The sequence below is a fragment of the Patescibacteria group bacterium genome, from assembly GCA_026417895.1.
In the GTDB taxonomy this organism is placed as follows: domain Bacteria; phylum Patescibacteriota; class Patescibacteriia; order UBA2591; family CALHIP01; genus CALHIP01.
Window position 1 is genome coordinate 1 of the sequence record JAOACJ010000011.1, and the last position, 15,092, is coordinate 15,092.

A 15,092-nucleotide genomic window follows, 5' to 3' on the forward strand; every position below is an offset into this window, starting at 1 on the left:
GCAGCACGAGCGGTAACAAATCGGTTAGCAGAAATACCAGCACTCGTAACCTCGCGATAGGTTGTGCCGTTGTTAGTAATGAGCACATAGCGACCATCGGCTAATTTACCAAACAAACCGTCTGGTAAAACAGCACTTGATTCAATTCTTGAAGCTAACGGATAGGTAAATCTGGGCAAGAAGTCATCTGGTACCCACCAAGTATTTTTGAAGGTCGGGTCACCAAATAACGTCTTATAAACAGTGGCTGATTTGACTGGTCTTAATTTGCAATCAGGTGTGACATAGAAAACGGCTCGGGCTTCGTATTCCGGATAAACACTTCGACCGGTCCCTCTAAATAAAGAACCTGGTCTAAAGCAAACATAACCGCCATCAGGATAGGTGTCTAAAACCGCCTGACTAACGGTTTGAACGGTTGAGAAGTTATCCGGATAACCCCAAGAGCGATAAACTGACAAATATGGGAAAGCCAGTTTCTTGCCACCCTGAATCAAATAGACTGTGTCAGAAGTCGCCACTTTAACCAGACTACCATCGGTAATGGTTTGTGCTCCTACCTCAACTGCTGGCACAACTAAAGCGAGAACAAAAGATAAAGCAATAAAAGAAGTAATTATTTTTTTCGACATTTTTCCTCATTAACTCTCATCAATTTTCCCTCCAAATCATTGATGAGTTTATATAAACGTCCTCGTCGACCTTTATGCCTCTGACCGAAATCAGAGACGCGGTTGAGACCTGTCGACCTTGCTTTTCAGATCCGACCCGCAGGACGTAATTAACAAATTTTTAATTTTTAATTTTTTAAACTATTCGCGAAGCAAATCAGTTTTAAAAGAATTAGTTTCTTGAATAGGAGCAATTTTAAAATCAGTAGGTTTTTCTATCTTTTTGGGTTGAACTAAAGAACCAGTGGCCGGCAATGATTCTAAAGTTTCTGGCTTTCTTTCTTCAATAATCGGCTCTTCACTGGGCACTTGTTCTTCTTTTTTTTCTTCAGAAGAAGAAACAATAATTTTTTCCACTTCCATAGTTTTCTCTAAGACTGCTTCAACTTTCTTTTCTTTTAAAGCCTCTTTAGTTTCAGCTAAAAGTTTTTCTAAATCTTGATTTTGAATCAAGGCAACAATTTTTTTGTTATCTTGAATTGGAAGGTCTGGGGAAAATAAAATTTCTTCTTTAACCGGCAAACCAATCTCTTTTTTTAAAGAAACAAATTCTTTTTGAAACTCAATCACTGTTTTAGATAATTGAGGCGAAATTTTTGAATCAATAACCCCACCTCTACTGGCTAATTGTTTTGATTCTTTTAATCTTTTTTGCACTATCTCGGCTCTTAAAACTGGTTTTTCTTGAGACGGGCTCAACTGAAAGATGATTTTTTCCGAAGCTCTTTTTAGAGGATAAAGGGGTTCACCGGGTAAACTTCTTTCCGCCGCTTTTAAAAAGCCATAACCACTTAATAAAACAACAACCAGAATCATTAAGGTAGTAAAAACTGGTTTTAAATAAAAAAGAACCCCCTTTGCGGTAGGTGGAAATTTTTCTCTAAAATAAGCCAATAAATGGGCTTGGTCTTGCTCCACCCATTGACGATTAGCCTTAATCTTTTGGCACTGCTTTAAAAGTTTGATAACTTCTTTTTCCTGCCTCATATTAAAGAAGACGATACAACGCTAAAAGTGTGACAATTGACTTACGACTGGCAACTATCGACTTACGACTGGCCTTTTAATTTTTTACTGAAACCGCCAAGTTGATTTTTGATAGATTCTGCTTTTTCAACTATTTGAGAATAAGAGTTTTGAGTGATCAAATTATTATCTAAAGCAATATCTAAAGCGGCTACTACCTCATCGATGGAGCCGATACTAATGAGTAAGAAACGGTTAAATTCTTTATCAGAATTTCGACCAGAGCCTTCGGCTAAATTTAATAAAATAGAAATAGTTGCTCGTCTGATTTGTGATCCTAAATCATATTGATATATTTGAGGAAATTTCGAAGTAATAATAAAAATTAGTTTTATAAATTCTCTAATATCTTTATAAACTGGAAACTTTTTGAATCTAAAACTCATATTTGTTGGTCGTCAGTTGTCAGTTGTTAGTCGTTAGTCGTTAGTCGTTAGTCGTCAGTCGTCAGTCGTCAGTTATCAGTCGCTTTCGCAGTAGTTTAAGACCACGTGAAGCAAGTTGGCGGACGTTCGTTTGATTCTGGTTAAGTATCTGAGCAATTTCCTTAAAGGAAAGGTCATCAACATATCGTAAAATTAAGACTTCGCGATAACGGTCAGGAATTTTTTTTAAGGCTTCTTCAATTTGATAAAGATTTAATTTCAAATCGATTTCTTGCGCCAAATCTTTTGGTTCTTCAATTTCTTCATCAATTTCTTCTAAAGAAATTTCTCTTTGTTCTTTTTGACGATAAAAATCAACAATTAAATTTCTGGCTGTTTGATAAACAAAGGAACGGAAATTTTTAATTTCTCCACCATTAGCCAGATAGTCTAAAATTTTAAAAAAAACTTCGCTCGTTAAATCCTGGGCTTTTTCTTGATGAGAGGTTTTAAAATAAATAAATTGATAAATTTTTTCTCGATAAGCAGAACAAAGGCGAGCAAAAGCGGCTTGATTCCCGCGGCGTGCTTGATGAAGAAGAATTTTTTCTTGAATCCGCAACATATTTTCATCTTTAAAGAGTGCCAAGTTTAGCCTTGATGGTCATTTCCTGATTCTCTCTGATAACTAAAAAATCAACTTCCTCGCCTGGCGAAAATTCCTGAATTATCTCGGTCAAACTCTTTGTCTCTTCGAGTGGTAAATTATTGATTTTGAAAATCAGGTCGCCCTTTTTAAAACCAGCAACAAAAGCTGGGCTTTTTTCTTTGACTGAATAAACCAAGGCTCCTGATTTGATGTTTTCCAAATAAGCTGGCGTGGCAGAAAAGTCTTTTAAATCAATGAAGGTCAGGCCCAGAAATGGTCTCTTGATTTTTTCATTTTTAAAAACTCGTGGAAGAAGAGATTGAAAGTGAAAAAGGGGGGCAATTTTATTTCTTGGTTGAGAAACAAAACCAACAAAAGCACCGTCTAAATCAAAAACAGGAGCATTTGAAAAATTGGCTGGCAGTTCTTTGTTAATTTTGATAAATTGAGAAAATTTTTCTGTTGATTGAATAAGATTTTTTTCTGTCTCAGAAATAAAACGAGGCTGACTGACAAGTGCTAAATCAAAATTAAAAAATTTATCAAAAAATAAAAGAGTTTTGCCAAAATTCAGAGATTCTTTATCAATAAATTTTACGACCGGTAAATCCTTGGCTTCAATTTTTAAAAAAACGGTCTGGCTTAAATCATCAAAAATTATTTTTTTAACGGTTAATCTTTTTTTCTCAGAAGTTAAAACCTCTAAACTAAGATTTGGTTGAGTAAGAACATCTTTGGCTGTTGCTAACCAACCATCTCTGGTTAAAATAACCGCTAAAGCCGAACTTTCTTCGGGCAAAACAAAACCAGAAATAACTTCTTTACTTTTATCTATTTTTTTCGAAAAAAAAACCCGGACAACTTGTGGTGAAATCTGACTGGTCACGTCAGCAATCCTCTCTTCCGGGATGACGGTAATATTTTTTTCCGTAAAAAGAGTGATTTCTCTTTTTGGTAGAAATTCCTCAAAGTTTATTTTTTTAAAAAAAGGAATTTTAATTTCTTTTCTGGTGAGCAGATAAAGAGCGCCAAAAAAACCAGCCAAGAGGCCAAAGATCACAGAGACAATCATTGTTAAAATGATAATTTTTGTCGAAATTTTTAATGGCTTTTGGATGGTGGCAAATTCTTTATTCTCATAAAGCTTCTCTAAAGCTTCGGTTTTTTGAGGGGTAACAATCTCTTTCTGGGAAAATTCTTTTTCTTCTTGGTTTTGATTTTCAATTGTAATTTTAGGCATAAATTTTATTGCTCAATCTTCTTATCTCCATTTTGCCAAAATTAGAGTTAAAATCAAGAGAAAAGAAGCAAGGGCAAGATATTTCTTGATTGTTCTCTCGGTCAAAAGAGTGCTTAAATTTTCTTTTAAAAAATTAATCATTAAAAAGAATAAAATAGTTAAAACCAAACCGTTGATATAAAAAGTGGTGGGAAGAAATAAAAAAGCATAAAATAATTCAAGAACTATTAGGTTTGGAAAGAAAGAATAATAAATTAATATTTTTTTCTCTAAAGAAACTTTGGTTTGGCGGAAAATGAAGTAAATTATCAAAAGATTAATCAAGAAAACTAAAGATAACAGAATTGGTAGGGAAAGATTGAAAAATGTTTTCAGGGCAAAAAAAGAAGAATAAAACCAAAAAATGATTAAAAGGGTAAGGGTTAAAGAAATGTTTTCTAAAGAATAGGGAATGTAAACTCTCGGTCGATAGAGAAACCGAAAAATTGCCTCAAGAAAAAGCCAGACAAAGAAAGTCAAAAATAAAATAAAAATAGTTTTAAAGATTGGCTGTTGAATAAAAATTAAAAAAAGTACAGCGCTTGTTTCTAAAAGAAATAAAATAATTAGAAAAAACCAAAAATTTTTTAAATTTTCTTTAATTAAAAATAAATTAAGTAAAAGGGAGGAAAAAATGGCTAATGAAAGAAAAAGAAAAAAAATCCAAGAGGGAAAAAGAAAGGTGGCGCTTAAAAGAAAAACAAAAACCAAAAAAGAGGTAAAAAGAGGTATAAATCGTTTAATAATAAATAAAGAAACAATCATAAATTCAAGAAGTGAGAAAAATTAATAACCTAAAGTGGTAAAATCTATCTCTCGCCAATTATTTTCTTTTTCCTCAAATTGATAAAGTTTTATTTCGTAGGTTTTTTCTTCTTGAGAATAAATATAATCAATGGCTGTTTTTCCGCCAATTCTTTTCGTTGATAAAACTTTTTTATCTAAAATTTTTGGTTTAGCCACTCTTTCAATTTTCATTTTGCCTTTTGGCGAAAGAAATTCTATCGTCTCACGTTCGCCAAAGACTGATTCGCCGCCTATCGTCTTAGCAATTTCAATTTTATCTTTAACTCGCTTAGTAATGCCAAATTTTTCTTCTATGGCAAAAATCAAGTTTTCCCATTTTTCGTCAGTCATAGTCTTTTTTTATTTTAACATTTTTCTCTTTTTTATCAAGTTTTCTCTGTTGTCTTAAATATCGATAAGCCTTTTGCAATATCTCCTTTGAGTTTTTAAAAGTTAATTTTTCTAAAGCATTTTCATAAGATAACCAAGCAAAGTCATGGTGTTCAAAAGAAAGTTTTATTTTTTTTGTTTTTGTTCGAGTTAAATAAATGGTATTTTCTTTGAAAACCAGCTGTTTCTTTTCTTCGGGTCGATAACCACGGAAATAGTATTGATATTTTTCTCGAAAGCCAGGAATAAATTCTAAGTTTTTTATTCCTGTTTCTTCAAAAATTTCTCTCCTCACCGTTTCTTTTTCGTCTTCCCCTGTTTCAATTTGTCCCCGTGGAAAATCCCACCAAAATTTTTCTTTTGTCCCATAACAAATTAAGAGAAATAAAATTTCACCCTTTTCTTGACGGAAAACAACTGCTCCGGCTGATCTAATTTTTTTCATAAATCCCTTCAAAAAAATTTTATAAAGTTCTACCCAGAGACGTATTTTTTATAAATTTTTTATAGAAGAGAAATGAAATAACCTAAAATTCCGCCGGCTATAATTGGCGGCAAGGCAGGCAAAGGTTGACGCTCTTTGAGAAAGAAGAAGGTCAGAATAAGAAGGCCGAGGAAAGAGCCGAGAATAATAAAAACTGAAGAGATTAAACCTTGACGCAATGCCGAAATAGCAAAAGCCAGAGGTAGGGCCAAATCGCCAGTTCCTAAAAAAACAAAACCTTTACCAATTTCGACTTCAGAAATTTTCGTGGTAAAGTCTTTTAATCTTTCCGGAATGGTTAGAGCAAGAATTAATCTGCTGGCTAACATTTTTTTAAACATCTCAATCATCTGACCGCTACCAAAAACCATTATTAGATCATAAACGGCTAAAATTAATAAAATCAAAATCATTTGAAAAGGAAAAAGTGAACCACCGAGGAAAACACCAGCCCCTACGACGCAAATGGCAATTAAGATATTTTGACAAATAACATTAGGAAAAAAATGTAAAAGAAGAAAAAGAAAGATAATTATAAGGAAAGGAAGAAAACTGTTCGGAAACCAAATTAAGAAAACTAAAGAACCGGTCGTAAAAACTAAAAAATAGAAAATAAGTTTAAAAGGAAATTTTCTCTTTTTAAAAATTTTTAAAACAAGGAAGATAAATAAAACAGCACTGATAAAAGCAATAAAAAAATCAGCAAGTGATAGCGAGGGCGTAAAAATTCTCTCTTTAAATTCCGGCAAAGAAAAAAATTTCAGACCAGTAAAAAGTCCAGCTATCTGGATAAGCAAAAAACTTCCCATTTGTCCAAAAATTAAATTAAGTTTTGCTTTGTCCATCTTAAGGTTGATAAAATTTTTTTCTTTTAAGTTGTCGGGGCAAATATTCTTGTATCACTTTTGATTGGGGAAAATGATGAGGATATTGATAATTTTTTCCATAACCTAAATTTTTCATTAATTTTGTCTCAGGATTTCGTAAATGAAGAGGAACGGGTAAAGGACCAGTTTTACTCACCTCTTCTTTGGCTAAAGAAAGGGCGCGTAAAACCGCATTCGATTTCGGTGATTTGGCTAAATAAATAACGGCTTGAGCTAAATTTAATTCCGCTTCAGGCAAACCAACGAACTCTAAGGCTTGGGCGGTGCTGGTGGCAACAACTAAAGCATTAGGATTAGTGTTACCAATATCTTCGGAGGCAAAAATAATCATCCGTCGAGCAATAAATTCTGGGTCTTCGCCGGCTTCTAACATTCTCGCCAGCCAATATAAAGAAGCGTCCACATCAGAACCGCGCAAAGATTTGATAAAAGCAGAAATAAGATTATAATGTTCTTCGCCTTTTTTATCGTAAAGTAAAGTCTTTTTCTGAAAAGCTTCTTGAACAGTTTTTCGATCAATGATTTTCACGCCTTTTTTATTTTTCGAAGCTATTTTTGCTGCTAGTTCTAAGGTATTTAAAGCAACCCGCCCATCACCAAAAGCATTTTCAGCTAAAAAATTTAAAACCTCTTCTTTAATTTCTATTTTTTCCTGGCCTAAACCTTTCTCTTTATCGGCCAAAGCTCTTTTTAAAATTTTTTTAATTTCTTCTTGGCCTAAACTTTTCAAAACAAAAACTCGACACCGCGAAAGTAAGGGAGAAATTACCTCAAAAGATGGATTCTCGGTTGTTGAGGCAATTAAAATAATTGAACCGTCTTCAACATAAGGCAAAAAAATAGCTTGCTGGGCTTTATTAAAACGGTGAATTTCGTCTAAAAATAAAATGGTTCGTTGGCCATAAGCCTTCAGACTTTGCCTTGCCTCTTGGACAATTTTTTTGATTTCAGTAGTCGAGGTTTCAACGGCAGAAAAATAAATAAACCGAGAATTGGTTCTCTCGGCAATGATTTTGGCTAAAGTAGTCTTGCCTGAACCGGGCGGTCCCCAAAAAATCATAGAAAAAAGTTGATCATTTTCAATGGCTTTTCTTAAAAGTTTTCCGGAACCAATGAGATGTTCTTGGCCAACAAATTCATTAAAATTTTTTGGTCTCATTCTCTCAGCTAAAGGTGGTTGATAATTTTTTTCTTGAAATAAAGACATAGAAAGAATTTCAATAATTTTCTATTAACATTTTAGCAATTTTTTACCCCCTTGACAAATTTTTATTTTTTGAGATAATAGAAATAGAAAATTAAGGAGGAAAAATGAAAAAAAAAATAAAAGAAAAAATTTTCTATATATCATTTGTAATTTTTTTTATCGGAATTATATTCTTTATCTGGTGGATCTATGGTTACCTCGTCGGTATTGGCGAAACGGCCATCGAAAAGATTTCTCCGCCTGTGGCAATACTTATTCTCTTGATAGCTCTATGTTGTGGGCTGATAGCTGAGGAGTTAGAAGATCGCTTAGAAGATCGCCTCGACCACCCAGACAAGACTGACGAAAAAAAATAAAATTAAAAGGGCTCAGGGATTTTCGGGGAGAGGTTTTCGGATTGATAAATTAAATGATAAATTAATAAATCTCCTCTCTCTGAATTTTCCCCAGAGCCCCCTTCTTCTTCCTATCAGCGTGTTAACACGTTAAAACGGTTGACGAGAAAAAAGAAAATGATAGAATAGTTTTGTTGAGATAATTTTTTATCGGGGTATGGCTCAGTGGTAGAGCGCTCGGTTCGGGACCGAGAGGTCGGCGGTTCAAATCCGCCTACCCCGATTTTTTCTTTTTCAATAAGTTAAGCAACAAAAATAAAAAGATAATCGCCCCAGCAAAAATACCAATATTTTGCCAATTTAATTCTCTTTTTTTATCTTTGACAACTTTTATTTTCTCAATCGGTGAAGAACATTGGGCGATGGAACATCGCCTCACCTCTTCTTTAATCTGCCAGATAACTTGTTTATTGACGCCTTCAAGAGCTAAATGGCCGATAAAAACTACTGGCACGCCAGTTGGTTTAACCTGATAAGCTTCAGCTAAAGTGTTTAAAAGTTTTTGATTGAAAGGATGATGCCAAACTTCAAAAGCATTAATTTTTAACTGTGGATATTGCTCTTGAATTTCTTTTAAATGAACGGTCATTTGAGCGCAATAAGGGCAGCCTTCGCCATAAAAAAAATATAACTCAATTTGATTTTTGGCAAAAGCACATTGAGTTAATAAAAAATATAAATTACCAATGACTAAAATAATAAATAAAATAATTTTTCTGTAATTTGTCATTGTTATTTAACAATTATTTCTGACATTCTGGACAAAAATAGGTACCTCGGCCAGCTAAAGTTATTCTCTTGATTCTATTACCACAACGAAAGCATTTTTTGCCTTGGCGGTCATAGACTTTTAAATGAGCAACATACTCACCGGCCTTACCTTCGGCATCAAGATAGGCATCAACTGAAGAGCCACGGTATTTAATTGATTCTTTTAAAATTTTTAAAAGATAATGATATAAATCAGAAATTTCTTTTTCGCTAAGAGTTTTAACTATTCTGGTTGGTAAAATTTTTGCCCCCCAACAAGCTTCTTGCGCATAAACATTACCAACGCCAGCCAAAAAGGTTTGATCCATCAAAAGCGGTTTTATTTTTTGTCTTGGTTTTTTAGAAAGCAATTCTTTAAATTTTTCTAAAGTAAAATTTTTTTCTAATGGCTCAGGACCAAATCCTTCTTTTTGAAAATAATTTTCTAAATCTTGAGTTTTAATCAATTTTACCCAACCAAATTGACGAAAATCATGGTGGATAAGAAAAGTGTTGTCGTTAAATTCGTAGATAAGATGTGATTCTTTGTCTTGTTTTTCTAATTTTTTTTTAAAAATTATCCGACCGGTCAATTTTAGATGAATGACTAAAGAATAATTGTTGAGAAGTTCAATAATTAAAAGTTTGGCCCGTCGCCAAATTCTTTTAATTTTTGTGCCAACGACTATTTTTTCAAATTTTTTTGGCGCTATCCCCTCGATTAACTTTGGTAGTTTAATTTGAATAGCCTTTATTTTTTTACCAATAATTTTTTCTTTAAGTTGATTAACAATCGTTTGAACTTCTGGCAATTCTGGCATAAAGATTCTATTTAAATAAAAAATAATAGAAAATAGATAAAAGATTTTTTTGATTTATATTTTTGATTTTTTTCTTTTGTCATTATATTGAAACTCTTCGCCGTGACCAGGATAAACTATCATTTCTGGCTTTAAAATTTGAGAAAGTTTATTTAAAGAATCCTTTAAATCCTCTTCAGAGCCGCCAGCTAAATCAGTTCGACCATAACCATTTTCAAAAAGTGTATCGCCGGTAAAAATTTCATTCTTACCTAATAAACAAATACTGCCGGCAGTATGGCCAGGGGTATGAATAATTTTTAATGATTCTTGACCAATTTTTATTTCTTTTTTCTCAGTCAAATATTGATCGGCTGAAAAATTAAGAAAATTTTCTTCTTTTTTGTGGTATAAGATTTTTGCTCCAGTCTTCTCTTTCAAGTTTTTAGCTGCTGAAACGTGGTCAAAATGATAATGAGTCAAAATGATATATTTTGGCCTAGCTTTCGTTTTTTTTATTTCTTCTAAAATTTTTTCTACTTCGTCGCCAGGATCAATGATTGCTAATTCGTTATTGGAATATATTAAGTAACAATTTGTTATAAGTGGTCCAACTTTAATCTTTTTAACTGCCATACTCATCAAAATCAATTAAAATCTATTCCATAAAGTCTTAATTTTTACTGCGATCGTTATAAATTATAAGACGGGAAATTTTATAGGTTGTGGATTACTTTTGGGATAAACTCAAAAATGTCAGAGGCCAAAACACTTTCACCGTATTTTTTGGCCGCTAATTCGCCAGCCTTACCATTAATATAAGCGGCCGCACAGGCTGATTCAAAAGGAGAAAAACCGCGGGCTAAAATGGCGCCACAAATACCAGCCAGAGTATCACCAAAACCACCCTTAGTCATAAAAACAGAACCAGTTCTATTAAAAACTGTTTCTCTGCCATCAGAAATAATATCAACGTGACCTTTGAGTAAAATTGTTAGACCTAATTTTTTTGCCCATCTTTCTACTTTTTCTCGACGGTCATCTACATTTGGCAAAACTTTTTCATTAGTTAAAATTTTAAATTCTCTAAGATGTGGTGTAATCACTGCTTTTTTATTTTTTAAAATTACCATTTCTTGTGCCACAGCATAAATGGCATCAGCGTCAATGACCATCGGCAAATTCGTTCTGGTAATAATTTCCTGAATAGCTTTTAAAGTTTTTTTGTTTCTTCCTAATCCTCCACCAATGACTAGCGAATTAAAATTTTGACTCATCTTTATAATTTCGGGAGTATGAGCTAACTCTAAAAAATCTCCTTCTAAAGGATAACAAATTAAGTCGGGAGCAAAAGTGGCGGCAATATCCATCGCTCTTTTGGGTCCGATAATAGTAATCAAATCTGCCCCGGCCCTTAAAGCACTCAGAGCATTAAAAACTGGTGAGCCAGAATATCTTTTTGAACCAGCAACAATTAAAACATAACCATGCTCGCCTTTATGCGTCCATGGTTTTCGTGGCAAGTAAATTTTTTTTAAAAGATTTTTCATTTTTTTCCTGTTAATTTATCCAGCCAACCAACCACCGTCAACGACCAGAGTAGCACCGGTAATGTAGTCCGCTTCTTCGGAGGCTAAAAAAACAGCGGCCGCAGCAATATCTTCAGGTTGACCAATTCTTCCTTTAGGAATTTGAGAGAGAATTGCCTGACGAACTTTTTCATCTTCAGTCACGGGTTTAGCCATTTCCGTATCAATAGCCCCCGGCGAAATAGCATTGACATTGATACCTTTTGGCGTCAATTCTAAAGCTAAAGCTTCAGTAAAAGCAACAATACCGCCCTTTGAGGCACAATAATGAGTTAAATTTGGAAAACCAAAACCAACTTGACCCATGGCCACTGAAGCAATGTTAATAATTCTTCCCCAACCATTTTTAATCATTTCTTTGGCTACTGCTTGAGCACAAAGATAATAACCCTTCAAATTAACAGCCAAAACCTTATCCCAATCTTCTTCGGTGATTGCCAAAAATGGTTTAAAAGGAGCAATACCGGCATTATTGACTAAAATATCAATTTTGCCAAATTTTTTGACAGTTTTTCTTACCATTTCTTCAATTTCTTTTTTATTGGTCACATCACATTTCACCGCTAAACCATCAGAACCAATTTCTTTAATTTCTTCAACGACTTTTTGACAATCATTTTCATCAAGATCAGAAACAACCACTTTAGCCCCGGCTTTAGCCATCATTAAAGCAATACCTCGACCAATGCCTCGTCGAGCGCCAGTGACAATAGCCACTTTGTTTTTTAGATCAAACATAGAATCTAACAAGTTAAGTGAAATAAACCAACAACCTTTTTATTTTTTGATTTATATTGATTATAAATTTTTATCGCTTGACCAGTTGGTTCAATAAAAAATTTAATTTTTTCTTTCTTTAAAAATTCTAAAGCATCAGGAGAAACTTCAGCTACTCCTGATTCACCGGTCCCAATGACAACAATTTCTGGTTTTTGAGAAATGGCTTTCTCTAAATCATTCTTCTCAATGAGATGAGAAGAACTGCGCCACCAAGAGTGGACTTGATTATCGCAATCAATCCAAACATCTTGGTGATAATCTTTGCCATCGATGACAATGTTGCCAAAATGATAAGAATTAATCATTTTATTTATTTTCTTTTATTTTTTATCTATTTAATACCTAATTCTTGAAGTTGTTTTTTATCAATTTCTGAGGGGGCGTCCATCATTAAATCTTTAGCATCTGAAGTTTTGGGGAAAGCAATAACTTCACGAATGTTTGGTTCATTGGCTAAAATGGCAACCAAACGATCAAGGCCAATAGCAATACCGCCGTGAGGCGGGGCACCATATTCTAAAGCTTCTAACAAATGACCAAATTTGTTTTGAATCTCTTTTTCTGTTAGACCTAAAATTTTAAAAATTTTTTCTTGTAATTTTCTCTGATGAATTCTAATCGCCCCACCGCCAAGTTCAAAACCATTGCAAACAAAATCATATTGTTTAGCCAAAACTTTGTCTGGATTCTTTTCTAAATATTCTAAATCTTGATCCTTGGGGGCAGTAAAGGGATTATGTTTGGCGACTAACCTTTGTTCTTCTTCAGAATATTCAAATAAAGGAAAATCAACAACAAAGCAAAAAGCCAACTCATTTTCATTTTTTTTCTCTCTTAAATCTGGTTTGTCAGAATAAAGTTTGGTTATTGCCTCTTGATAAGAAATTCTTGGAAAAGGAATTTGAAAAATTTTTTTCTCTGGAAAAAGGTTTTGAATTAAGTCAATAAAAAGTTCCTCAATTAAATTCATTATCTCATTTTCTTCAACAAAACTCATCTCTAGATCAAGTTGAGTAAATTCTGGTTGGCGATCAGCGCGTGGATCTTCATCGCGAAAACAACGAGCAAATTGAAAATATTTTTCAAAACCAGCTATCATTAAAAGTTGTTTAAATTGCTGAGGGGCCTGAGGTAAAACATAAAACTTTCCTTTATGTAGACGCGAAGGAATCACAAATTCGCGGGCCCCTTCTGGTGTTCCTTTAGTAATATAAGGTGTTTCAATTTCCAAGAATCCTTTTTTGTCTAACCAATCTCGACAGAATTTAACCACTCGATGACGTAGAATTAAATTATTTTTCATTTTTTCACGACGGAGATCTAAGTACCGATACTTTAATCTTAACTCTTCTTTTGTTTCTTCTTTTTTTTCATCTTTAGAAATTTCAAAGGGAAGAGTTTTGGCTTCATTGAGAATTTGTAAATCTTCGGCTAAAACCTCAATTTCCCCTGTTTCCAATTTTGGGTTAATGTCTTTTTCTGGTCTTTTTTTAACTTCTCCTTTTATAGAAACAACAAATTCTGGCTTCAATTCTTTTGCTTTTTGGTATATGACTTTATTTTTTGGTGTAAAAACGACTTGTACTAAACCACTTCTATCTCTTAATAAAATAAAGATCATCTGACCAATTTTTCTAACAAAATGAACCCAGCCTTTTAATAAGACTCTTTCCTCTATTTTATTAAGTGTTTCTTGATTGAAAATTCTTTTCATATTCATAAATTAAGGCCTCAATCTATTTAATAGTCTGGGAAAAGGAATTGTCTCACGAACATGATCTAAACCACAAAGCCAGGCAATAGTTCTTTCAAGGCCTAAACCGAAACCTGAATGAGGTACTGAGCCATAGCGACGCAAATCTAAATACCATTGATATTCTTTTTTGGGCAAATTAAATTCTTTAATTTTTTCTTCTAAAATTTTTAGATCATCAATTCTTTGACTTCCACCAATAATCTCACCATAACCTTCTGGTGCTAATAAGTCATCATTCAAAACATATCTTCGATCTTTTGGGTCTGGTTTCATATAAAAAGCTTTAATTTTGGCCGGATATTTTTCGATAAAAACCGGCCGGTCAAAACTTTTGGATAAGATCGTTTCCTCATCACCACCAAAATCATCTCCCCATCGGATTTTTATTCTTTTCTTTTTTAAGAGACTAACAGCCTCATCATAAGTAATTTTATAAAATGGTGATTTGATTTTTTTAAGGGGTTCTAAATTTCTTGCTAAGAGCATTAATTCTTCTTTTCTATTTTCAAGTACTTTTTTGACGATATAACAAATCAATTCTTCTTGAATTTTCATATTTTCTGGATGTTCAACAAAGGCCATCTCTGCATCCATCATCCAGAATTCAATTAGATGACGACGAGTTTTTGATTTTTCAGCACGAAAAACCGGGCCAAAATCGTAGACCCGGTTTAAAGAATAAATTAAAGCTTCAAGATAGAGTTGTCCAGATTGAGTCAAATAGGCTTTTTCGCCAAAATAATCTGTTTTAAAAAGAGTCGTCGTTCCTTCACAGGCAGTAGGTGTCAAGATTGGTGTCTCTGTTAAAACAAAACTATTATTTCTCATAAATTCTCGAATCGCCCAAACAACTTCATCGCGAATTTTTAAAATTGCCTGCTGGCGACGAGACCTTAGCCATAAATGGCGGTGGTCAAGCAAAAAATCTACCCCATGAGATTTTTTGCCTATCGGATAAAGGGAAGTAATTTGAAAAATTTTTAATTCCTTAACCGCCATTTCATAACCAGAAGGAGATCTTTTTTCTTGATACACCCTACCACTTATCTCAATACTTGATTCAATGGTTAGTTTTTTCGTCGCCCGCCAGGTTTTTTCATCAACATCTTTTTTTGAAACAACAGCCTGAATTTCTCCTGTCCCATCCCGAAATTGGAGAAAATAAATCGAGCCGGAAGAACGAAGGTTAAAAACCCAACCCTTTAAGATTACTTCTTGGTTTAAATATTGATGAATATGTTTTAGTAGAATATACATAATAGAAAAAATCTAAATTCC

19 protein-coding genes and 1 tRNA gene are annotated in these 15,092 nt (G+C 33.4%); 2 read left to right on the forward strand and 18 right to left on the reverse strand.

Going from position 1 to position 15,092, the window contains the following annotated elements; translation table 11 throughout:
* The 10 genes from N2259_01720 to N2259_01765 all read right to left on the reverse strand — a co-directional run.
* Window positions 1-632 (reverse strand): hypothetical protein (locus N2259_01720; GenBank protein MCX7778940.1); only part of this gene is annotated, 632 nt, incomplete at its 3' end.
* Window positions 633-812: 180 nt separating this feature from the next.
* Window positions 813-1,658 (reverse strand): DUF5667 domain-containing protein, encoded by an 846-nt coding sequence (locus N2259_01725; GenBank protein MCX7778941.1) that lies wholly within the window; start codon window positions 1,656-1,658, stop codon window positions 813-815.
* A gap of 62 nt (window positions 1,659-1,720) precedes the next feature.
* The gene (locus tag N2259_01730; GenBank protein ID MCX7778942.1) at window positions 1,721-2,083 is read right to left on the reverse strand and encodes a four helix bundle protein; all 363 of its coding nucleotides are present in this window, start codon (window positions 2,081-2,083) and stop codon (window positions 1,721-1,723) included.
* Window positions 2,084-2,144: 61 nt separating this feature from the next.
* A complete protein-coding gene (locus N2259_01735) occupies window positions 2,145-2,687 on the reverse strand; it encodes an RNA polymerase sigma factor (GenBank protein MCX7778943.1) in 543 nt (180 codons plus the stop codon).
* Window positions 2,688-2,697: 10 nt separating this feature from the next.
* Window positions 2,698-3,951 carry a S1C family serine protease gene (locus tag N2259_01740; protein MCX7778944.1) on the reverse strand — a complete coding sequence of 418 codons (1,254 nt, stop codon included), beginning with the start codon at window positions 3,949-3,951 and terminating at the stop codon, window positions 2,698-2,700.
* Between the two features lie 21 nt (window positions 3,952-3,972).
* Window positions 3,973-4,755 (reverse strand): hypothetical protein, encoded by a 783-nt coding sequence (locus tag N2259_01745; protein MCX7778945.1) that lies wholly within the window; start codon window positions 4,753-4,755, stop codon window positions 3,973-3,975.
* Between the two features lie 21 nt (window positions 4,756-4,776).
* The gene (locus N2259_01750) at window positions 4,777-5,127 is read right to left on the reverse strand and encodes a hypothetical protein (GenBank protein ID MCX7778946.1); all 351 of its coding nucleotides are present in this window, start codon (window positions 5,125-5,127) and stop codon (window positions 4,777-4,779) included.
* Entirely contained in the window at window positions 5,120-5,611 is a 492-nt protein-coding gene (locus N2259_01755) for an NUDIX domain-containing protein (GenBank protein MCX7778947.1), read from the reverse strand. Before N2259_01755 ends, N2259_01750 begins: the two co-directional genes overlap by 8 nt.
* Before the next feature lie 59 nt (window positions 5,612-5,670).
* The gene (locus tag N2259_01760; protein MCX7778948.1) at window positions 5,671-6,495 is read right to left on the reverse strand and encodes a presenilin family intramembrane aspartyl protease; all 825 of its coding nucleotides are present in this window, start codon (window positions 6,493-6,495) and stop codon (window positions 5,671-5,673) included.
* A 1-nt stretch (window position 6,496) separates the two neighbouring features.
* Complete coding sequence (locus N2259_01765) at window positions 6,497-7,744, reverse strand: replication-associated recombination protein A (protein MCX7778949.1); 1,248 nt, start codon at window positions 7,742-7,744, stop codon at window positions 6,497-6,499.
* Window positions 7,745-7,848: 104 nt separating this feature from the next.
* Here N2259_01765 and N2259_01770 point away from each other — a divergent pair, with 104 nt between their 5' ends.
* Window positions 7,849-8,100 carry a hypothetical protein gene (locus N2259_01770; GenBank protein ID MCX7778950.1) on the forward strand — a complete coding sequence of 84 codons (252 nt, stop codon included), beginning with the start codon at window positions 7,849-7,851 and terminating at the stop codon, window positions 8,098-8,100.
* A 190-nt stretch (window positions 8,101-8,290) separates the two neighbouring features.
* Window positions 8,291-8,362: transfer RNA gene (locus tag N2259_01775), tRNA-Pro, on the forward strand.
* Here N2259_01775 and N2259_01780 read toward each other — a convergent pair.
* The 8 genes from N2259_01780 to asnS all read right to left on the reverse strand — a co-directional run bounded on the left by N2259_01780 (window position 8,354) and on the right by asnS (window position 15,071).
* On the reverse strand, window positions 8,354-8,869 hold the full coding sequence (locus N2259_01780) for a hypothetical protein (protein ID MCX7778951.1): 516 nt from the start codon (window positions 8,867-8,869) through the stop codon (window positions 8,354-8,356). The genes N2259_01775 and N2259_01780 overlap by 9 nt on opposite strands.
* A 13-nt stretch (window positions 8,870-8,882) precedes the next feature.
* The gene (gene mutM, locus N2259_01785) at window positions 8,883-9,710 is read right to left on the reverse strand and encodes a bifunctional DNA-formamidopyrimidine glycosylase/DNA-(apurinic or apyrimidinic site) lyase (GenBank protein MCX7778952.1); all 828 of its coding nucleotides are present in this window, start codon (window positions 9,708-9,710) and stop codon (window positions 8,883-8,885) included.
* Between the two features lie 54 nt (window positions 9,711-9,764).
* Window positions 9,765-10,325 (reverse strand): MBL fold metallo-hydrolase, encoded by a 561-nt coding sequence (locus N2259_01790; protein ID MCX7778953.1) that lies wholly within the window; start codon window positions 10,323-10,325, stop codon window positions 9,765-9,767.
* An 80-nt stretch (window positions 10,326-10,405) separates the two neighbouring features.
* Window positions 10,406-11,239 carry an NAD(P)H-hydrate dehydratase gene (locus tag N2259_01795; GenBank protein ID MCX7778954.1) on the reverse strand — a complete coding sequence of 278 codons (834 nt, stop codon included), beginning with the start codon at window positions 11,237-11,239 and terminating at the stop codon, window positions 10,406-10,408.
* Between the two features lie 15 nt (window positions 11,240-11,254).
* Window positions 11,255-12,016 carry a 3-oxoacyl-ACP reductase FabG gene (locus N2259_01800; protein ID MCX7778955.1) on the reverse strand — a complete coding sequence of 254 codons (762 nt, stop codon included), beginning with the start codon at window positions 12,014-12,016 and terminating at the stop codon, window positions 11,255-11,257.
* 5 nt (window positions 12,017-12,021) lie between these two features.
* Window positions 12,022-12,363, reverse strand: a complete 342-nt coding sequence (locus N2259_01805; GenBank protein ID MCX7778956.1) for an MTH938/NDUFAF3 family protein — start codon at window positions 12,361-12,363, stop codon at window positions 12,022-12,024.
* 26 nt (window positions 12,364-12,389) lie between these two features.
* Window positions 12,390-13,778 (reverse strand): aspartate--tRNA ligase, encoded by a 1,389-nt coding sequence (gene aspS / locus N2259_01810; protein ID MCX7778957.1) that lies wholly within the window; start codon window positions 13,776-13,778, stop codon window positions 12,390-12,392.
* Window positions 13,779-13,781: 3 nt separating this feature from the next.
* Window positions 13,782-15,071: an asparagine--tRNA ligase gene (asnS, locus tag N2259_01815; GenBank protein ID MCX7778958.1), complete on the reverse strand. Its 1,290-nt coding sequence runs from the start codon at window positions 15,069-15,071 to the stop codon at window positions 13,782-13,784.
* Window positions 15,072-15,092: the final 21 nt, after the last annotated feature.